Origin of the sequence: Pseudomonas sp. A-RE-22, assembly GCF_019956035.1 — a bacterium.
In the GTDB taxonomy this organism is placed as follows: domain Bacteria; phylum Pseudomonadota; class Gammaproteobacteria; order Pseudomonadales; family Pseudomonadaceae; genus Aquipseudomonas; species Aquipseudomonas brassicacearum.
In genome coordinates this window covers 20,868-39,659 of record NZ_JAHBCZ010000018.1, presented here as the reverse complement: position 1 = coordinate 39,659, position 18,792 = coordinate 20,868, and the positions used below count along the sequence as shown (strand labels likewise).

Sequence of the window (18,792 nt, the reverse complement as noted above, 5' to 3'; positions counted from 1 at the left end):
AGCTGATTGGCCGATGCGTTAAATGACTCGTTAGAAAATCTTCAATGCATAGAGTGGGGTAGGGGATAAATCTCCAAAGCGTGCCATCAGTGAAAGTCCCTGGGTTATCAGTCGATCAATCCATGAGCGTCATAAAAGGGGTACGGCCCGGGATACTCGCCAAACACGCCGTTATGGGTCACCAACCCCTGTCCATGCCAGTGGTGCAGCAGGTAGCCGGGTGGTTCCAGGTTGAAATGCGCGGGAGCGGTTGGCTGTAGATCCAGGACAATTTGATGGGAGGTGCCGGGACACACGCAGCTCAGGCTGCCACCAAAGCGTCGCTGCATCGGCCGATGCAAATGCCCGCACAGCAGGCGCTCTACCTGCGGATGACGGGCGATGACCTGCTCCAGCGCCGAGGCGTTGATGAACGGTTCGCGGTCCATGTGGCCGATGCCGCTGATAAACGGCGGATGGTGCAGGACCAGCAGCGTTGGCACGTCGGGACGACCGGCCAACTGTTCATCGAGCCAGCTCAACTGGCTGTCCAGCAACCGGCCGCCATGGCCGCCGGGAATGGTGCTGTCCAGGCCGATCAGGCGCAGCGGATGTTCGTCAACCACCCAATCCAACGGGGCTCCGGCCACGCTTGGCAAATAGTCATGATCGGCAAATGCCGCCCGCAAATGTTCGCGGTTGTCATGGTTACCGGGAACCAGGTAGCAAGGCATGTGCAGGCGCGCCAGTTCGGGGTGCAGCACGGCATATTCATCAGGGCGACCGAAGTCCACCAGGTCGCCACTGATCACCACGATGTCGGGACGCGGCACCCGGGCATTCAAATGGTCAACGGCATGACGCAACGCGGCGAGGGTATCGACGACGCCATAGGTCAGTTTTTCTCCGGCCTTGAGATGCAGGTCGCTGATCTGCGCAATGAGAAACGGATGATTCAAAATAAGCCCTCTGAAAACACGAATATCACGATGACAAGGTGAACAGCACCTGCGGCTCGACGGCCAAGGAAACCAGGGCGCCAGGGGTGTGTATGACGCTGTCGGTGCTGTCCACCAGCAATGGCTGGGCGGCGCCGACGTCCACCAACAGGCGGCTTTGGGCTCCCTGGAAAAACTGGCCCACCAGTCGCCCGCGCAGATGCCCCTCGTTGTCCATCACCCGCAAATGCTCGGGGCGACAATAGACGGTGGCGGGCAGCCCGGCACCACGCCATGGCAACTCTCCGCCATGGACTTTCAAGCTCAGGGAGGTGTGCTCGAGCACCGCGAAAGCGTTGAGGTTGCCGACAAAACTGGCGACGAAAGCGCTGGCCGGTTGCTGATAGATTTCCCGTGGGCTGGCCAATTGCGCAACGCGGCCGCGCTCCATGACCAGGATCCGATCGCCCAGCGCCATGGCTTCGCCCTGGTCGTGGGTGACGAACACGGCGGTAATGCCCAGATGGCGTAGTAACTGATCCAGTTCGCTGCGCAGGCGCTCACGCAACTGCGCGTCCAGTGCCGCCAAGGGTTCATCGAGCAGCAATACCCGGGGCTTGGGCGCCAGGGCACGGGCGAGCGCGACCCGCTGGCGCTGACCGCCGGACAACTCGTGGATGCTGCGCTTGCCATGATCCTGAAGGCCCACCAGTTCCAGCAGCTCCGAGCAACGCTTGTTCCGTTCGGCAGGCGCCATGCCGCGAATCTTCAAGCCATAGACGATGTTGCCGGCCACATCCAGGTTGGGAAACAACGCATAGTTCTGGAACACCATGCCCACGTCGCGCCGCTCGATGGGCAGGCGGGTAACGTCGGTGTCGCCAAAAAATACCTGCCCCACATCCGGGCGTTCGAGCCCGGCGATCAGCCGCAGGGTGGTGGTTTTACCGCAACCGGACGGACCGAGGATCGCCAAGGTTTCGCCGGCCTCTATGGTCAGGTCCAGGTCATGGACGGCAACGGTGCCGTCCGAGAACGCCTTGCGGCAACCCGCCAGGCGAATGGTGGTTCCGGTCATCGTTTGTCTCCACGGGAAAGGCGCGCGCTGATGGCCTGCAACGCAATCAGCAGCGGCACGATCATCAGCAGGAATATGAGGGTGTAGGCGCTGGCGACTTCCAGCCTGGCCGAGGCATAGCTGTCCGCCAGGCCTACCGGCAATGTCTTGGTCATCGGCGTGTGGAGCATCCAGGTCAGGTTGAACTCGCCCAGCGACAGCGTGACAACCATGAGTACCCCGGCGAGAATCCCTGCCCGACAATTAGGCACCACCACACTGAAGAATCGTCGCAACGGCCCGGCGCCAAGGCTGGCCGCCGCTTCTTCCAGGACGGGCAAGTGCTGGCGTTGCATCACCGCCATCACCGGACGCACGAGGAACGGCAGGGTGAACAGCACATGGCCGACGAGAATGAACAGCCAGCTGCTGCGAAATCCGCCGAATTGGCCATAGGTGAGCAGCAACGCCAGGGCGCTGGCCAGGCCTGGCATCGCCACCGGTAGCACCATCAACTCCTCGAACGCACGGCTGAAGCGGTTGTTCATCCGTACCAGCGCGTAAGCCGCCGGAACACCCACCACGCAAACACTTATTGCGCAGGCCACTGCCAGTTGGAGGGAGAGCCAGACCGTCGGCGAATAGGCCTGCCAGACTTGCACCAGCCAATCGAACGTCAGGCCGCTGGACACGCCCTGGAAATAATTGCGTGTCAGCCCGGCCAGCAGTGACATCAGCACCGGCACCAACATGAACGCGCAGACCAGCAGGGTGAACAGCAACTGCCCGATGAACAGCGTTGAGCGTCTCACAAGACTGTCCTCGAATTTTTCGCCAGGCGCCTGGCCAATAGCAGCACCGCCCAGGTCAGCGCCCCCAATACCACCGACAGCGCAGCCGCCACGGCGAAATTGGCATAATTGGTGAACACGTTGTAGATCGCCACCGGGGTCACGTTCAGGCGGGTGCCCAAGGTGAAGGCCGTACCGAACGCGCCCATGGAAGTGGCAAAGCAGATCGCTCCGCACGAGACCAGCGCCGGCGCCAGGCCTGGGACGATGACATCGCAGATCACTCGCCAGTGGCCGGCGCCCAATGAATGCGCGGCTTCTTCCAGGCTGCGATCCAGGCTTTCGCAAGCGGCCATCACCGTGAGGATCACCCGCGGAATCGAGAAGTACAGGTAACCGATGCAAAGGCCCATCAGCGAGTAGGCGAAGATCCAGCGTTCACCCGCCAGCTCGAGGCCAAGGCTGGCGAACAAGCCTTGGCGCCCAGCCAGCAAAATCACCAGGAAACCGACGACCACACCGGGGAATGCCAGCGGGAAGGTCAACAAGGCGACCAACAGCGAACGACCGAAGAAGCGCTGGCGACTGAGGAAAACCCCACTGATGCCACCCACCAACAGCGCTGCGAGGGTCGTCGCCAGAGCCAGCAGGCAAGTCTGTGCCAGACTGCCCAGGTATTGCGCACTGCCCAGTACCTGCCAATAACCGTTTTCGCCGCCGTCGCGACGTTGCCCGCCCAGCACGATCAGGTGCGCCAGCGGCAACAGCCAGAACGCAAACAGCACCGCTGCCGCAGGCGCCAGGGCCCAGGCCGCGGTCAGCCGCAGACGCGGCACCGTGGCCTGGCCCGACGAGACTCCCCGGGCTTTTATTACCGAGGCGGTCACTTACTTGACCTCTTTCAGGTAACGCGCGGAAAAGGCTTCCTGCGCCGCCGCCATCTGCTCGTAGTTGACCACACCGGCCCGGGCGTAATCGCTGTCCGGCAGGAACTGTGCGGCGACGTCGGCTGGCATCTTCATCGCCCGCACCGGCCGCAGGTAGGCCTTGGCCCAGAGCGCCTGGCCTTGCTCGGACAGGACGAAATCCAGGACCTTCTCGGCGTTGGCTCGATGGGGCGCGTTGCCGACGATGCTCATCACGTAAGGCACGCTGATGCTGCCTTCCCTGGGAATCACGAAAGCGACGTTGGCCTTGTCCTTGTAGCGCGCCCGGTAGGCGTTGAAATCGTAATCGACCAGGATCGGCAGTTCACCGGACAACACCCGCGCATAAGCGGTCTGCTTGGGCACGATGGGTGAGTTTTTCGCCAGTTTCTGGAAGTAATCGATGGCAGGCGTGAAGTCATTGAGGCTGCCGCCCATGGCCTGGTTGATCGCTACCGCAGAAACGTAGCCGACGAACGCACTGGACGGATCAAGGTAGCCGACCATGCCTTTGTACTCAGGCTTGAGCAGATCGCCCCAGCTTTGCGGCACGGGCAAACCGCCCAGTGCATCGACGTTAACCATGATGCCCAAGGTGCCGGAGTGAATGGCAAACCAGTGTCCTTGCGGGTCCTTCAAACCGTCCGGGATCTGCTCCCAGCCCTTGGGCTTATAGGTGCCGACCACCCCGGCTTTTTGCGCCTGCAAACCGAAGGTCACGCCGTAATACACCACATCCGCCACTGGCGCGGCCTGTTCGGCCACCAGTTGTGCCAATGCCTGCCCGGAGTTCTTGTTGTCCAGCGGGACCTGCACGCCGGTGGTATCGGCAATGGCCTTGAGCTGCGTGCCCCAGTCGGCCCATTCCGGTGGGCAGTTGTAGCAAATCGCCGTTTCGGCAGCCTGGGCCAGGCTGGCAACGCCGCAAAGCAGCAACGTCGCCAGGGTTTTACTGAAGCGGATCATCAAGCGTCTCCTCGTAGGGTTGAGTACTTTCGCCCGGCCGGATATGGCAGGGCAGGCAATGGGAAACCGGTGCGGCGCCGCCGATCTGCGCCAGCAGTTGGTCGATCACGGTGCAGGCCAGGGCTTCGATGGGCTGGACGACGCTGCACAGCGTCGGGTGCATCTGAGTGCCGAGGGCGATGCCATCAAAGCCAATGACTGAAAGCTGCTGGGGGACGTGCCAGCCGTTGCGGCGCAGTTGTGCAATCAGGCTGATTGCCAACAGATCGTTTGAGCAAACCAGCGCACTGAGGGCTTGCGGGCCTTGCAGCAGCGGCTCGATGGCGGCGAAGTCGGCTTGGGTATGGGCCGGCATTTCAATCACCGGCAGGCAGTCGAGACCGGCCTCACGCATGGCGTCGCAATAACCGGCGTAACGCAGGCGAGCACGGTCCGATTGCAGTGCCGGGCCGGCCACCATGCCAATGCGCCAATGCCCGGCTTCGAGCAGATAACGCGTGGCGAGGGCCATGCCGGCACGGTTGTCCACCGACACGGCGCTGTAGTCCGGATTGCCCGGCTGGTGATAGGCCAGCACAAAAGGCGTGTCCTCGTTGTCCAGGCTTTGCAGCACGCGGTTGCTCTCGGCGTCGGTCACAGTGAGGACCAGGCCGTCGACGCGCTGGCGCAACAACTCCTCGACCACCACGCTTTCGCGCTCGCTGCTGTAGTCGGTCGTTGCCAGGAGCAGGTTGTAGCCGCGCAAGCGCGCAGCGCGCTCCATGGCCTGGAATTGTTCGGCGAACACTGGATTGAGCAGGTTAGGGACCACCACACCGATCAGCTTGGTCACCTGCAGGCGCAGTTGGCGGCCCAGACGATTGGGCCGAAAACCCAGTTGGCGCGCAGCGGCGAACACTTGCTCGCGGGTCGCCGGACGCACCACTTCAGGGGAGGCAAAGGTGCGGGCCGCGGTTGCCCGCGAAACCCCAGCCAAACGTGCCACTTCTTTCAAATCAGTCATTGTCACTCGCTTGAGATCGATCTCATTGGCGAGGACAGTACCCAGCCGCCATGGCATTTCAGCGACGGAGTGATGACGATTTGATGTCAGTTTGCGATAGCAGCCTCTGACGGTTATGCAGGTCGCGCACGCCGCATCTGGTCGCAGGTCGGCGAAATGGACGCGCTGGCACCAACCATTGGTGCAGGTGGGCGCCGAAGGGGCGAGGGTTACTTGCGAATCAAGGCTATGACGTATTCGCACACTTGCGATGTGGCGTTTTCGAACGTGCAGGCTTCTTCGGGCAGCCCCAGTTGCAAACAGTCGCCTTGCTCCAGGACATAGATGGTAGTGCCCTTGGTAAACGTCAGCGTGCCTTGCGTGGTCCACACCTGCTGATGAAGGAACGCATAGGCCGTGGCGGGGTAGCTGATACGCACGCCCGGAGGCAGTTGCACGCTGATGAGTTCCAACGGCCAGCCCTCCCGCGGGGAGACTTGCTGGCGCGAATAGCCGGTTTCCGGGTCTACCCAGCGCGGTTGCTCTGCCGCCCTTGAAAGAAGTCCCGAGCGCCCCTCGGCTCGATGCAACAGTGTGGAGAGGGGCAAGCCGAACGCCCCCGACAACCGACCCAGGATGGTCGAAGTCGGGCTGACCTGCGCGTTTTCAATTTTGCTGATCATTGCCTTTGATACGCCAGATAGCTGGGCGAGCTCGCCGATGGACCATTCCCGAGCGGTTCGCTCGGCTTTGATGGTGAGGGCGATGTCGATGGGTTGATTGTTCACTATAGAAGACTTCCAGATCGGGGTGATTTAATTTGAGCTTAGCGCCCGACATGCATCTTGTTGGTGCAAAAAATAAATAATGCTCTATTTCTGCGCGATAAAATTTCACCGAATCATAATCTATTGATTTTAAATGGAATTAATATCACAAATTTAATGTTTCAAAATAAATCTATTGTTCGTAGCGCCGTCGATTAAAAGTATTAATTTGTTTGCGGGAATCGCTTGTTTACTATCTGAAACGCGCAGCGACATTCCGTCGCGGCCATCCAAGCTACCTTATCGTATTTGGGGGGATCTATGCCGGCTCAGCAAATGGAACAAGGCTGTCTGACGGGTGAGCAAATCATCCATTCGATTAAAGGAATGATCACGGCTTCGGGGATCAACACCAATGCGTTCTATAAAACCTTTCGACAGGCCCCGCTGCCCAAGGCGACGCTGAAGAAAGTGTTCCAGCAGTACTTTTATTACATTCGTACGTTCCCTCAGATCCTGGCGGGCACCTCGCACCGTACCGACAGCGAAGTGATTCGGATGAAGTTGGCGCGCACGGTCGTGTCTGAGCTGGGCGATGGGGTAGGCGAGGCACACTTCATCATGTTTGAGCGTGTACTTGCCGGCGTTGGCATCACGTTGGATGACTGGAAGAAGGTTGAATATATTCCCGAAGCCAGTGAGCTGGTCGACGGCCTGCGTCGAATTTTCCTCGAGGGTTCGACAGAGCATGCCATTGGTGCTCATTACGTTATCGAAGAGTTCGGCTTTCCGATGATCGCCAACCTGTACGAAGGCTTCCGCCTCTACAGCGGGTGGAAACACGAAGACTTCACCTACTTCTATCTGCACATGCTGGTAGAAACCGATCATGTGCAATGGATCAGTGACGCGGTCATGGAGGCGGCCCGGGACACTGACAACGGCAACAATATTCTGGAGGGCGCTGCCGATGTACTGAACTTGTTGACCCGATTCTGGCAAGGACTCAACCGAGTAGCCACTCACGCCTGACCGATCAATACAAGGGGGCGGGAAGTCATGGATGATTTGACATTGATTGGTCGAGTGGCGCCCTTCAGGGATGCCAGTGCATACGCAGCATCCTCAGGAGCGTTGAACCTTTCGCAAGGAATTCCTGAACCCCTGTTTGACAATGCCATGAATGCGGCGCTGGCCCGCCAGGTCCGGGCGGGCTGGCAGTACGCCGACCCTCGCGGCGAAATGATTTTGCGCGAAAGCATTGCAGCTCACAGTGCAGGCTATGCACCCGACAGCGAAGTGCTGGTGACCAGTGGCTGTACCGAGGCCTTGTACCTGGCCCTGTACGCAGCGTCCACGCAGTACGGCAGCCGGGTCGCGTTCTTTGAGCCCTTTTATCCCTATTACCCAGGAATGGCCTCGTTGCTGGGGTTGGAGTTTGTTGCAGTGCCGTTGTCGGCAGGGGAGTCGATCGGCCCCGATTGGGCAGTGCTCGAACAGCAATTGCGCGCTGGTGTTCGCATACTGCTGCTCAATACACCCCATAACCCGACGGGGTGGTGCATGTCCGCTGATGATTGGCAGCACATGGTGGCGCTGGCAAAAAACCATGACTTCATGGTGATTGTCGACGAAGCCTATCGTCACTATCAGTACGACACTGACACATCGGCGCGGTACCCCCGGCAGCAGATTCCCATGATGGTGGCAGGCAGCGCATCAAAGTTGTTGTCCATGACGGGCGTCCGGATCGGCTGGTTGTGCGCGCAGGCAACCTTCATGGAGCGAGCCTATGCCCATCACCTCTACCTGAGCTATTGCCAACCCACCCCCATACAGGCAGCCGTTGCTGTTTTGCTCGATGAGTTGACCGCCGGGCGCCTGGATAGCCTGCGCGAGCACTACAAGCACAAACGTGATCGCCTGGCAGGTGCGCTGACGGCTGCCGGGCTGGATATCCGGTTACCGGCGGGGGGCCATTACATCATGGCCGACTATTCACGGCGGGCGCCTTCATTGTCCCCCGTTGAATTCAGTCAACACCTGGCCGTTCGTTGCGGGGTCATGCCATTGCCTGCGACGCCCTTCTACCAGGGGCCGTGCCCCACCTATGTCAGGTTTTCTTTCTCGGTAGCCAAACCCATTGTTGATCAAGCCTGTGCCCGCCTGGAGGATTTTTGAAATGGAGCAGCATGTGTTCGACGTCATTGTCGTAGGCGGCGGTCCCGCAGGGCTTAGCGAGTGTATCCGGCTGATTGATCTGGGCCTGAAAGTCGCTGTTATCAGCGATGTATTCGGGGGGTGCATGGGCATGATGGGGGATCATCCATTGCAGTCCTACTGCAATGAACTGGAGATCGAAGGCGCGCCCTATCCCTTGCATCGGTTCATGCGCAAGTTGTGCGTCAGCCCCACCGGTGAGGAATACGCAGCCTACATCCGTAGTAACTTCGAAGCCTTGCCCTTGACCAGGATCCAGCAACGGGTGGTCACCGTCAGCAAGGCCCAGGGGCTGTTCGAGGTGAGCCTGGCCCCGGGTTCCCAGCATCGGTCCTTGCGTGCACAGCAGATTATCCTGGCAACCGGGATTCGCCCGAAGGCGCCGCCCTTCGAAATGCCCAGTGCCCATTGGTTGAAGTGCTTTGACGTCTATCAAATGGTTGCGCGGGGCGAGGCCCACCGTTTCCTGCAGCAGGATGTGGTCATCTTCGGCAGCGGTAACAGTGCGTTTCAGATCGCACTGCTCCTGGCCCCGTTCGCCCGCAATGTGTCGATCCTGATCAAATCCTATCTGGGGCTGTATCCCCAAGAGACCGATGATCGCTTTGCCCTCAGGTCCCTTAGCCAGCGCACGCTGGAAATGATTGCCAAGACTTCGTCCAGTACCTTTCAGGGGCCGCTCAACAGCGCCAGCAGCACAGGCCGGGCCAATATCTGGCTGCATGCCTACAGCAGCATTCGCCAGGATGGCGACAAGGTCGTCCTGGACCTTCCGTCGTCACTCAACGGCAATCCGCTGCTCCAGGCTTCCTGTCGCAAGGCTCAAGAGGCGGGCCGGTTGGTCGCCGCCCAGGCATCCGACGGGCATGAGTTGCACTTGGATGTGTCGGCCAAGGAGCAATGCCTTGTTTCGGCCATCGGCGTCACCGCACAACTCCCCGCCACCGACTGGCCGCAACTGCTCAACCAGCAAACCGGCTTTACCTGCCACCAGGATGGGAAAAGCCCTGTCGCCGGCCTGTATTTCGCGGGTGCTGCCTCAGGTTATGCGTCGATCAATACGATGGTGCCGGCAGCTGCAGAAATGAGTGCCGCAATATCGCTGCAAGAAGGACTGCGGTCATGGGCGTGAGGATGTTCCAGCCGCTGCGCCTGGACCTCGGCGACGTGCTCGGGCAGTCGGCAGCGGAGCTCAGGCAGGCCATCGCGCAGGCCAAGGTGCTGGTCATCGCCAACCAGGACGTCAGCGTCGCCCCTTATGTGCAGTTGATGCGCAGGCTGGGCTCGCCTGTCCATCATGTGTTGGCCAAGTACTGCCTCGAGGATTATCGGGAAGTGCTGACCGTGACCAATCTCCATCGGGACGGCCAGGCCCTGGGCGTGCATGAAGGAGGAGGGTATTGGCACACCGACATGTCGTACAAATCGGCGAACACGGTGTTCACCTCACTGCTGTCGGTACGTGTACCAGACCAGCACGGCGAGACCCAATTCATCGATTGTGTCGCGGGCCTGCATCAGGTTCGCCAGTGGCTGGAAAGCCCAGGTTGCCCGTCGTACCTGAAGGGGCTCGACCTGGAAAACCTGCGGATTCACCACCGTTTCGGCAATCGAGACGCGCTGCGCAATGCCGACGCCGCGGTGCAACAGCTCAATTCCCAGGAGGCTGGCGCACTGGAAAACACCGTGGTCCACCCCCTGGTGTACAAACACCCGCTCGCTTGCACGGCGTCGCTGTATGCACCGGCTGCCACGGCCATGCAAATAGAAGGGGTCACGCCTGCACTGTCCCATCGCATTCTCGACAGTCTGGTCGACTTCCTTGTCCAGCACGCACCGCGCTATCGGCATGCCTACCGCCCAGGCGACATCGTCATCTGGGACAACCTTTCAACGCTGCATAAAGGTCCGCCCATACCCAAAAGTGAAGGGGGCGCCGATGCGCGCCTTCTCTATCGCATGAACGTCGACTTCCAGTGAGGCACTACCATGATCCAGACCATCGTTTTCCTGACGCCCCATTACCTTAACTTTGCCTCCGAGAAGGCGCTGCAGACACTGGGTCGAGATTGCCGGACAGTGCTGATCGCCTATCACGCCGACGTCCTGCCGCCTACGCTCAAGCGCAATGTCTCGCAGATCGTGCGTGTCGATGCCGACCTGCAGCGCAACATCCGCCCGTTGCTGGATCATGACCAATGTCGCAGCGTCATCAGCGATGAGCTGCGAGCCGTGCAGGGCAAAACCTCCTCATTGCGTATTTTCTGCCAGGAAGAGTGCCACGTTGAACTGGCGGCTCAGTTGCGCGAGGAGTTCGGATTAGAAGGCGACACACAGGCGATCGTGGCGAACTTTCGCGACAAGGTGCTGATGAAACACGCCGTCAGCAAGAAGGGGATACGCATTCCCGAGTTTGTGCCACTGGATCACGTACGGCTATCGGCTGAGCCTCAGGCTTACTACGCTGATCTGACGGCGCGATTGGGCTTGCCCCTGGTCCTGAAGCCGGTGAACGCAGCGGGCAGTTTCGAGGTGTCGATCATTCGCAACGAGGCCGAATTCATCAAGGCCCGCGAACAAGTGTTGGCCTCGCCGTATCATTTTGATTATGAGGTGGACGAGTTCATTGACGGCGACATGTTCCAATGCGACTCGTTTGTGGTCGACGGTCAAATCCGCTACTGCGGTGTGCTGGAACTGGGCTGCACCAACTTCGACTTTGTCCAGGGCAAGCCCTTGAGCGTGATTCCCGTGGCCGACCCCACGCTCAAGGCGACCCTGGAGGCATTCAATCGGGACGTGATTGCGGCCCTGAACTTTCGCAACGGTTCGACGCACCATGAGGTCTTCGTGGACCGCAAGCGCGGTTATCCGGTGTTCCTGGAAATTGCCGCACGCGTACCTGGCGGCATCGGGGTGCCGTACCACGAGAAAAACAGCGACATCAACCTGATCGACGCCAATCTCTACCTCGTAGCCGGCGCCGCAGCACTCGATGACATCAAGCCCAACGAGAAGAACAACGTTGTGTCCGCCTTGTTGCCCTTGCGCAAGGGCCGAATCAGCCAGCTCAACGAACCGCCCATTTCCAGTACCTACGACATCGACTGGCGGGTCGCCCCCGGAATGGTGGTGGACTCCCGGTCCCTGGCCGATACCGCGGGCATCCTGACTTTGTACAACGCAGACCCAAAGGTACTTCGAGCCGACTTCGAAGCCTTGCAGGACTACGTACCGACCCAGGTGGAAGTGCTGGAGCCGGGAACCGCTTGATTGATCCAGCGGGCGGCAGGCAACAGGTTTTTCTCAAGGAGCAGGCATGAAGACAGGAATACTCGGTGCCGTCAGCATGGCGGTCTACTGCATCTCGACGGCGCTCTCGGCCGTCTGGGTCATGGTGGCGTTCACCCGCATCAGTGGGGCGGCGTTGACATTCATTACCTTCCTGATGGCCTGGGCGGTATTTTTCCTGGTGCATACCTTGCGGGGTCATGACCCGTTTCGTCTGCTGCGCGAGGAGTGGCGAGGCGTTCTGCTGCTCAATGTGCTGACGTTGTTCAGTTGGTGGTTGATGTTCATGGCATTGCAGCGCATTGAAGCGTCGGTGGAGTCAGCGATCTATCAGGGCTGGATGCCGCTGGTGGTGGTGGTCTGTGAAATGCTGGTGGCGCGCTCCTCGGTCAGTCGTTCCCGCTGGCTGGGCGCGCTGCTGATCCTGTTGTCGCTGATGGCGTTGGTCCTTATGCGTCTCGCGCTTGGAGTCACGGCCCAGGTAAGCCTGGTCAACTTGCATGAGGGCATTGCCCTGGCGACTGTCGCCGGGATCACTGGCGGGATCTATGTGTTCTGCTCGGCTCGACTGAACCGCGATAGCAAGTACAGCGCCATGGATATCCTGTGCGTCAGGTTCTTCCTGCTATTGATCGTCACAGGGTGGGTCGGCCGGGAAAATTTGCACCAGTTGCTCACGCTGGATACCGCCATGCTCGGCCAGTTGATCAAGCTGGCGTTTGTCAGCGTGCTGATTCCGGTGTTTACCCTGCAATTTGCCATTCAGCACCTGGGAGGCGGGCGGGTGTCCATTCTCACGCCTTGCGTACCGGTCATCGCCTTGGCCGCCGAGTTCGTGCTCTCCACCTGGCATAGCCCTTGGGTTCCCGTCCTGGTTACGGTGGTGTGTGTGGCGGTGTTGTTGTCCAACGTCTGGTTTTCGCGAGACAGGCGCGTTGTTCGTTCAGGGCCCATGCCTGTTGCCCTTCAAAAATAGACTTCTGTTTGCTGGAGCATCCCATGACTCTTTCCTTGGCCTTTGCGCAGGGGGCGGCAGACGCGTGCTCGAATGACGGCCGCAGCGTGCTGGCACGCACGTTGGAAATCGCACGAACCTTGATCGGTTTTCCTTCGGTCAGCGACCGCTCCAATCTGGACCTCATCGAATGGGTGAGCGGTTACCTGCACGGCTTCGGGGTACAGGCCCGGATTCTGCCGGACGCCTCCGGGCGCAAGGCGAACCTGTTTGCCAGTCTCGGACCGCCGCGCCCCGGGGGCATCATCCTGTCCGGACATACTGACGTGGTGCCGGTAGCGGGCCAGGCCTGGGCGCAGGATCCGTTCAGCGCTCACCTGGATCAGGATCGGCTCTACGGTCGTGGCAGTTCGGACATGAAGGGGTTCATCGCCGTGGTGCTGGCAATGGTTCCCGAGCTGATGGCGTCTGCACGACAAAGCTTTCACCTGGCCTTGTCCTATGACGAAGAAGTGGGGGCGATGGGGGCGAAACATCTGGCCCCATTCATCTCCCAGGCACAGCTGGAACCCGCCGGTTGCATTGTCGGCGAGCCGACTTCAATGGCGTTGGTGATCGGCCACAAGGGGCGTCACGAAATCAATTGCTGCGTCCATGGCAAGGTGGCGCACTCATCGTTGCCGAGCGAGGGGGTCAACGCCATCGACTATGCCGCGCGGGTACAGATGCAGCTTCAGCAAGTGGCCAGGCGGCTTTCACAAGGGCCGCTGAATAGCGGGTTTGATGTCCCGTACACCACCGTCCAGGTCTGCCGGGTCAATGGCGGTGTCGCTGGCAATGTCATTCCTGGTCAATGCAGCTTTGACTTTGAGATTCGCTACCTGCCCGGCTGCGATGCCGAGCAACTGCTGGTGCAGATCAAGGACGACGCCAAGCAGGCCATGCACAGTGAGATGGATGATCGCGCCGCGGCGGCGTCCATCGAGTTTTCCCACACGCTGCACACCCCGGGGTTGGATGAGAAAGGCAACCAGGCGTTCGCGCAGTGGGTCCGCGAGGCTAGCTCAATGGCCCATGGCCGACAGCGCGTGGCGTACAGCACCGAGGCCGGGCTGTTTCAGGCCGCAGGGATCCCCACGATCGTCTGCGGCCCAGGGAGCATCAAGCAAGCGCACAAGGTGAACGAGTATGTGGACCTGGCTCAGCTTGAGGCCTGTGAACAGTTCCTGCGCCGCCTGGCACGTTGTGAGCCATTGCCTCCATTTCCCGCTGGGGGTGCGCAATGAGCGCCACAGCCCAGGATAGCCAGGGGCGCAAACGCAGAAAACTGGTGCTCGCGGTGAGCGTGGGCGCCGCCCTGGAATGGTTCGACTTCACCCTGTTTGCGATCTTCGCCTTGCAGATCGCCGCGGCGTTCTTTCCGGCATCCGATCCATTGATGTCGTTGCTCGCGTCCTACCTGGCACTCGCCGTCGGCTTCGTGGCCCGGCCGTTGGGCGCGCTGCTGATGGGGCGCTATGCCGATCGCCAGGGGCGCAAGGCCGCGTTGACGCTGTCGATCATGCTGATGGGCGCCGGAACCCTGATCATTGCCGTATGCCCGACCTACGAGACCATCGGTTGGTGGGCACCGCTGAGCATTGTCGTCGCGCGCATATTGCAGGGGGTTGCAGCAGGAGGAGAGATCGGTGGTGCGCTGGCCTATCTTGTCGAGACAGCACCTGCGGACCGCCGCGCGTTATTTGCGTCCAGCCAACAGGTGGCGCAAGCCGGATCATTCCTGCTATGCGGTTTAAGTGCGAGTCTGTTGTCGAGCGCGCTGACGCCCGCCCAGTTGGATGAGTGGGGTTGGCGCGTGCCCTATGTCTTCGGACTGCTGGTCGTGGTGGCGGGCTTGAAAATTCGTCGCAGTCTCGAGGAAAGCGAGCCGCTGCGCCGCTTTCTCGATAATCAAGATAAGCACGCGCTGGCCGGGAAGGGGCCTAACCTTCGCCCCTATCTGCCCAACCTCGTGAGGGGGGTGCTGATCGTCGTTCTCTGGACGGTCGCGACACAATTGATCAACTTCATGCCGACCTATGCATCGATGGTGCTTGAACTCCCGCGCAACAAGGCCTACCTGGGGTTGGTGCTGGTCGGCCTCATCACGCTGCTGTGTCCGTTAACGGCACTGCTGTCGGACCGCATCGGGCGCTACACCGTGATGCTCATCGGTGCCGTGGGGGTCGCGCTCTGTGCCTACCCAGGGTTCGTATGGCTGAACAACAGTCCCAGTCTCCAGACGCTGATCAGCTTCCAATGTGGGCTGGCAGTGCTGATGGTGCTTTACACCGGGCCGGCTGCAGCAGCCCTGGCAGAGCTGTTTCCGGTGCAGGTCAGGGCCCTGGGTGTCTCGCTGGCCTACGCCTTATCGGTGACCCTCTTCGGCAGTGCCACGCCTGCGCTGATTACCCTGATCTACCGACAGAGCGGCGATGCCCTGGCGGCGGCCCACTGGCTGTTTGCGGCGGCCTGCCTGAGTGCGATACCGCTGGCCTGGGTAAGCCTGTCGAAATACCGGGCAAGCGCCACCCCGGCGTTGGCCGCCGAGCATGAGACTTGAGCGAAGATGACTCACGATCCTCATTGAATGCTCTGGGTAAACCCGCACTGCCTGGCAGACCACACCACCGCCAATGTCAGCAACAGGAGAATGACCAGGACCGGCGCAAACGCAACGACACCGAGGTGATCGAGCAGGACGCCCCCCACGATCCCACCCCCGGCAATGGCGACGTTCCAGGCCGTGACCAACATCGACTGGGCGAGATCCGCTGCCTCTCCGGCCGTCTTGGCGATCGCCGTCTGGAACAACGTCCCGGCCCCTCCAAAGGCGATTCCCCAGGCCGCTACCGCGATGTAGATCGCGGCAGGGCTGTCGCTCATGGCACCTAGCGTCAGTGCCGAGATGGCGAACAGCGCCGTGCTCGCAAGGGTCAATGCCCGTAGATGGTGATCGATCAGCACGCCGACGACCCAGATGCCCAGCAACGATGCGACCCCGAAGACCAGCAGAACCAGGTCGGTCCGCTCGCCCAGGCCCGTCGTCATCAGGAACGGCGCGATATAGGTAAAGAGAATGTTGTGCGCCAGGACAAAGGCCAACACCACGAACAACACCGAGCGAACGCCCGGCAGGGTGAAGACCTGACCCAGGGCAAGGCGTTTGCCGGTGGTTTGCCCGGGAAAGTCAGGCACCTTGAGTCGTACCCAGACCATCAAGGCGACGGCGAACAAGCTCATGATGGCGAAGCTCATCCGCCAACCGATCAAATTGCCGAGCAAGGTGCCGGCCGGTACGCCCAGGGATAACGCCAGGGGTGCACCAACCATGGCTATCGCAATCGCCCGACCTTTCTGGCTCTCGGGCACCATGCGGGCGGCATAACCGGCCAACAAGGCCCAGAGCAGCCCGGCCGATACGCCACCCAGCAAGCGGGCAACGATCGTCAAGCCATAGTGGGACGAAAGCGTCGTGACTGTATTGGCCACGGCAAAACCGGCAATGGCCAACAGCAAGAGCGGCCGGCGCCGCATGCCTTGGGTCGCGGCCGTCAAGGGAATGGCCGCCAGCAAGGAACCTATCGCGTAGACCGTGACCAACTGGCCGGCGAGGGCTTCGGAAATTGCCAGCCCTTCGCTGATCTGTGAGAGAAGGCCGGCGGGCAAGGCTTCGGTGAGAATGGTCACGAACGCTGCCAGCGCGAGGGCAAACAGTGACCCGATGGGGAGCGGCGCAGCGTCTTGAACGACCTCGTCCTCGGCGTCGATATGGGTATTGGCAATCGTCATGTGTCACCTGCTTGGAACGCTTCTGGCCCGCCGGATAGCGGCGTCAGTCGCAGATTGATAAGTGCCGACTACGGTAAGGGTCCCTTCTTTGCGAGACAAGAATGCTAGAGTGCGCAACACATCGGAAAAAATGTCCGTAATGGGAGCCTGGCGTGGAGTCACTGAGCGGGATTGATTTTTTTGTTCGCGCGGCCGAAACCCGCAGCTTTTCAGAGGCGGGCAGGGCGCTTGGCATTTCGTCTTCGGCGGTGGGCAAAAGCGTCGCCCGGCTCGAGGAACGGCTGGGTGTGCGGCTGTTTCATCGCAGCACGCGCAGTATCACGCTGACGGCGGAAGGGACGCTTTTCCTCGAGCGTTGCCGGCGTATTCTCTGCGAAGTCGAAGCGGCCGAACTGGAGTTGTCGGAAACCCGCAAAGCGCCGCGGGGCAAACTGCGGGTGAGTTTGCCACTGGTTGCAGACCTGGTCATGCCGACGCTGATGGCCTTCATGCGCCGCTACCCCAGTATCGAACTGGACCTGGATTTCTCCGACAGGCTGGTGGACATCATCGAGGAAGGTTTCGATGCCGTCATTCGGACTGGAGAACCGAACGACTCCCGGCTGATGTCCCGCCCGTTGGGCGCGTTCAAGCTCGTCGTGGTCGGTTCGCCCCGGTACCTCGCCGAACACGGCACGCCGCAGGTGCCGACGGATCTGCTGCGCCATGCCTGCCTGTTATACAAGTTTCCCAGCACTGGCAGGATGCAGGTCTGGCCGATAAACGGGGAAGGGCAGCCGGATCTCAACTTGCCGGCGACCCTGGTCTGCAACACCACCGAGGCGTTGCTGTACGTCGTGCGCGATGCATTGGGGATTGCCTGCGTGCCGGACTTCACTGTGCGCGATGCCATCGCCAGCGGTGAACTGGTCACCGTCCTCGATGACTTCAATCGGCATCAGAGCACCTTCCGCATGCTCTGGCCTTCAAGCAAGCACCTGGCGCCGAAACTGCGGGTGTTCATTGATTTCATGAGCAGTGAATTGTTCAAGTGACTCATCGGCGATATACCCCATTCCCTGTGGGAGCGAGCTTGCTCGCGATGAGGGCAGCCAATCCAGCATCCATGTAGCTGGACCCCCGCTATCGCGAGCAAGCTCGCTCCCACAGGGGAAAACTCCTGCCTATCACTGATGCGGACAGGCGCTCATCGCTCACGGTAACGCCGAGCGGTTGCCGGGCCTATGACGCGAATCGTGGCGAATGTCTGGAACCTGTTCAGATCAAGGAGCCTTGTTCTCGACCAGGCAGTTTCCGCCATCCACCACGATGACTTCGCCAGTGAGGTAGCTCGCCTCTGAAGAGGCAAGGAAAGCCACCAGTGCAGCGACCTCTTCGGGACGTCCGGCGCGGCCCATCGGCGTGTAACCGGCCGCTTTGGCTTCCTCTGTAGTGGTCGATCCCGTGGTGATCCAGCCGGGAGCGACGCTGTTTACAGTGATCCCTTGCTGGGCGACTTCCAGCGCCAGGCTCATGCTCATTCCGACCATAGCGGCCTTCGCGGCGCTGTAGGCCGCTTCACCGGGGTTGCTGCAGCGGGTGCCGGTAGTGGAACTGATGTTGACGATGCGCCCGTAACGGCGCGCCCGCATGCCGGGCAGAACAGCCCGTGTAAGAAGAAAGGCCGTGGTCAGGTTTCGCGCCAGCGTCAGGTTCCAGGTGTGCAGATCCATGCTTGCCAAGTCGGAAAAAAACTCCGGGCTGCCTTGCATGGCCATGCCCGCGTTGTTGACCAGGATATCGATCTGGCCCCAGAGGGACTCCGCCCACGCCATGAACTCACGAACCTGGCTTTCATCGGTAAGATCGAGGGCCCGGCCTTCGACTTCGAACCCTTCGGCGCGCAGTTCTGCGACTCGATCATTGATTCGCGCACTGCTGGCGGTGACGATCAGCCTGGCTCCCGCCGCGCCAAGCCTGCGGGCGATCGCCATGCCGATTCCGATCTCGCTTCCAACCCCACTGACAAGGGCCACGGGGTTCTGTCCGGTTGGGTCTGGCATGATGTCTCCAGAGGTTGCACGTGATTGCCTGGTGTCCGAACTCTATC

Annotated in this window: 18 protein-coding genes; 9 read left to right on the top strand and 9 right to left on the bottom strand. The window is 60.7% G+C overall.

All coding sequences use genetic code 11. From position 1 onward, the window contains the following. Window positions 1–107 precede the first annotated feature (107 nt). The 7 genes from KGA89_RS11025 to KGA89_RS10995 form a co-directional block, all read right to left on the bottom strand. Complete coding sequence (locus KGA89_RS11025; protein ID WP_013693355.1) at window positions 108–938, bottom strand: phosphodiesterase; 831 nt, start codon at window positions 936–938, stop codon at window positions 108–110. Window positions 939–963: 25 nt separating this feature from the next. Continuing rightward, window positions 964–1,995 carry an ABC transporter ATP-binding protein gene (locus KGA89_RS11020; RefSeq protein WP_003201844.1) on the bottom strand — a complete coding sequence of 344 codons (1,032 nt, stop codon included), beginning with the start codon at window positions 1,993–1,995 and terminating at the stop codon, window positions 964–966. Then, window positions 1,992–2,786 carry an ABC transporter permease gene (locus tag KGA89_RS11015; RefSeq protein ID WP_014338364.1) on the bottom strand — a complete coding sequence of 265 codons (795 nt, stop codon included), beginning with the start codon at window positions 2,784–2,786 and terminating at the stop codon, window positions 1,992–1,994. Before KGA89_RS11015 ends, KGA89_RS11020 begins: the two co-directional genes overlap by 4 nt. Further along, on the bottom strand, window positions 2,783–3,637 hold the full coding sequence (locus tag KGA89_RS11010) for an ABC transporter permease (protein ID WP_085983272.1): 855 nt from the start codon (window positions 3,635–3,637) through the stop codon (window positions 2,783–2,785). Before KGA89_RS11010 ends, KGA89_RS11015 begins: the two co-directional genes overlap by 4 nt. Before the next feature lie 15 nt (window positions 3,638–3,652). Next, window positions 3,653–4,657 carry an ABC transporter substrate-binding protein gene (locus KGA89_RS11005; RefSeq protein ID WP_223471539.1) on the bottom strand — a complete coding sequence of 335 codons (1,005 nt, stop codon included), beginning with the start codon at window positions 4,655–4,657 and terminating at the stop codon, window positions 3,653–3,655. Beyond that, window positions 4,641–5,660 carry a LacI family DNA-binding transcriptional regulator gene (locus KGA89_RS11000; protein WP_028236876.1) on the bottom strand — a complete coding sequence of 340 codons (1,020 nt, stop codon included), beginning with the start codon at window positions 5,658–5,660 and terminating at the stop codon, window positions 4,641–4,643. Before KGA89_RS11000 ends, KGA89_RS11005 begins: the two co-directional genes overlap by 17 nt. Window positions 5,661–5,869: 209 nt before the next feature. After that, entirely contained in the window at window positions 5,870–6,427 is a 558-nt protein-coding gene (locus KGA89_RS10995; protein ID WP_223471538.1) for a helix-turn-helix domain-containing protein, read from the bottom strand. A 300-nt stretch (window positions 6,428–6,727) separates the two neighbouring features. Between KGA89_RS10995 and KGA89_RS10990 the strand changes: the two genes are divergently transcribed. The 8 genes from KGA89_RS10990 to KGA89_RS10955 are packed head-to-tail and all read left to right on the top strand — an operon-like array spanning window position 6,728 to window position 15,474. Next, the gene (locus KGA89_RS10990; RefSeq protein WP_013693359.1) at window positions 6,728–7,438 is read left to right on the top strand and encodes an iron-containing redox enzyme family protein; all 711 of its coding nucleotides are present in this window, start codon (window positions 6,728–6,730) and stop codon (window positions 7,436–7,438) included. Window positions 7,439–7,465: 27 nt separating this feature from the next. Then, window positions 7,466–8,587 (top strand): pyridoxal phosphate-dependent aminotransferase, encoded by a 1,122-nt coding sequence (locus KGA89_RS10985; protein WP_003201857.1) that lies wholly within the window; start codon window positions 7,466–7,468, stop codon window positions 8,585–8,587. A gap of 13 nt (window positions 8,588–8,600) precedes the next feature. After that, the gene (locus KGA89_RS10980; protein WP_223471537.1) at window positions 8,601–9,758 is read left to right on the top strand and encodes an NAD(P)/FAD-dependent oxidoreductase; all 1,158 of its coding nucleotides are present in this window, start codon (window positions 8,601–8,603) and stop codon (window positions 9,756–9,758) included. Then, entirely contained in the window at window positions 9,749–10,606 is an 858-nt protein-coding gene (locus KGA89_RS10975) for a TauD/TfdA dioxygenase family protein (protein ID WP_003201861.1), read from the top strand. Before KGA89_RS10980 ends, KGA89_RS10975 begins: the two co-directional genes overlap by 10 nt. 9 nt (window positions 10,607–10,615) lie before the next feature. Then, entirely contained in the window at window positions 10,616–11,899 is a 1,284-nt protein-coding gene (locus tag KGA89_RS10970) for an acetyl-CoA carboxylase biotin carboxylase subunit family protein (RefSeq protein ID WP_223471536.1), read from the top strand. A gap of 46 nt (window positions 11,900–11,945) precedes the next feature. Further along, the gene (locus KGA89_RS10965) at window positions 11,946–12,893 is read left to right on the top strand and encodes an EamA family transporter (RefSeq protein WP_003201866.1); all 948 of its coding nucleotides are present in this window, start codon (window positions 11,946–11,948) and stop codon (window positions 12,891–12,893) included. A 23-nt stretch (window positions 12,894–12,916) separates the two neighbouring features. Further along, entirely contained in the window at window positions 12,917–14,158 is a 1,242-nt protein-coding gene (gene argE / locus KGA89_RS10960) for an acetylornithine deacetylase (protein ID WP_223471535.1), read from the top strand. Then, window positions 14,155–15,474, top strand: a complete 1,320-nt coding sequence (locus KGA89_RS10955) for an MFS transporter (protein WP_003201870.1) — start codon at window positions 14,155–14,157, stop codon at window positions 15,472–15,474. The genes argE and KGA89_RS10955 overlap by 4 nt, the downstream gene beginning before the upstream one ends. Before the next feature lie 20 nt (window positions 15,475–15,494). Here KGA89_RS10955 and KGA89_RS10950 read toward each other — a convergent pair whose 3' ends face one another. Then, window positions 15,495–16,703 (bottom strand): MFS transporter, encoded by a 1,209-nt coding sequence (locus tag KGA89_RS10950; RefSeq protein WP_223471534.1) that lies wholly within the window; start codon window positions 16,701–16,703, stop codon window positions 15,495–15,497. Between the two features lie 152 nt (window positions 16,704–16,855). On the opposite strand from KGA89_RS10950, the gene KGA89_RS10945 reads away from it, so the two are divergent. Next, window positions 16,856–17,737 carry a LysR family transcriptional regulator gene (locus KGA89_RS10945; protein WP_003201875.1) on the top strand — a complete coding sequence of 294 codons (882 nt, stop codon included), beginning with the start codon at window positions 16,856–16,858 and terminating at the stop codon, window positions 17,735–17,737. 228 nt (window positions 17,738–17,965) lie between these two features. Here KGA89_RS10945 and KGA89_RS10940 read toward each other — a convergent pair whose 3' ends face one another. Continuing rightward, window positions 17,966–18,745, bottom strand: coding sequence for an SDR family NAD(P)-dependent oxidoreductase (locus KGA89_RS10940; protein WP_223471533.1), 780 nt, complete (start codon window positions 18,743–18,745; stop codon window positions 17,966–17,968). Between the last annotated feature and the right edge of the window lie 47 nt (window positions 18,746–18,792).

Bases quoted from the DNA above. Each gene is read 5' to 3' on its own strand.
- KGA89_RS11020 (WP_003201844.1), bottom strand. From the start codon at position 1,995: ATGACCGGAACCACCATTCGCCTGGCGGGTTGCCGCAAGGCGTTCTCG.
- KGA89_RS11005 (WP_223471539.1), bottom strand. From the start codon at position 4,657: ATGATCCGCTTCAGTAAAACCCTGGCGACGTTGCTGCTTTGCGGCGTT.
- KGA89_RS11000 (WP_028236876.1), bottom strand. From the start codon at position 5,660: ATGACTGATTTGAAAGAAGTGGCACGTTTGGCTGGGGTTTCGCGGGCA.
- KGA89_RS10990 (WP_013693359.1), top strand. From the start codon at position 6,728: ATGCCGGCTCAGCAAATGGAACAAGGCTGTCTGACGGGTGAGCAAATC.
- KGA89_RS10985 (WP_003201857.1), top strand. From the start codon at position 7,466: ATGGATGATTTGACATTGATTGGTCGAGTGGCGCCCTTCAGGGATGCC.
- KGA89_RS10975 (WP_003201861.1), top strand. From the start codon at position 9,749: ATGGGCGTGAGGATGTTCCAGCCGCTGCGCCTGGACCTCGGCGACGTG.
- KGA89_RS10970 (WP_223471536.1), top strand. From the start codon at position 10,616: ATGATCCAGACCATCGTTTTCCTGACGCCCCATTACCTTAACTTTGCC.
- KGA89_RS10965 (WP_003201866.1), top strand. From the start codon at position 11,946: ATGAAGACAGGAATACTCGGTGCCGTCAGCATGGCGGTCTACTGCATC.
- argE (WP_223471535.1), top strand. From the start codon at position 12,917: ATGACTCTTTCCTTGGCCTTTGCGCAGGGGGCGGCAGACGCGTGCTCG.
- KGA89_RS10955 (WP_003201870.1), top strand. From the start codon at position 14,155: ATGAGCGCCACAGCCCAGGATAGCCAGGGGCGCAAACGCAGAAAACTG.
- KGA89_RS10950 (WP_223471534.1), bottom strand. From the start codon at position 16,703: ATGACGATTGCCAATACCCATATCGACGCCGAGGACGAGGTCGTTCAA.
- KGA89_RS10940 (WP_223471533.1), bottom strand. From the start codon at position 18,745: ATGCCAGACCCAACCGGACAGAACCCCGTGGCCCTTGTCAGTGGGGTT.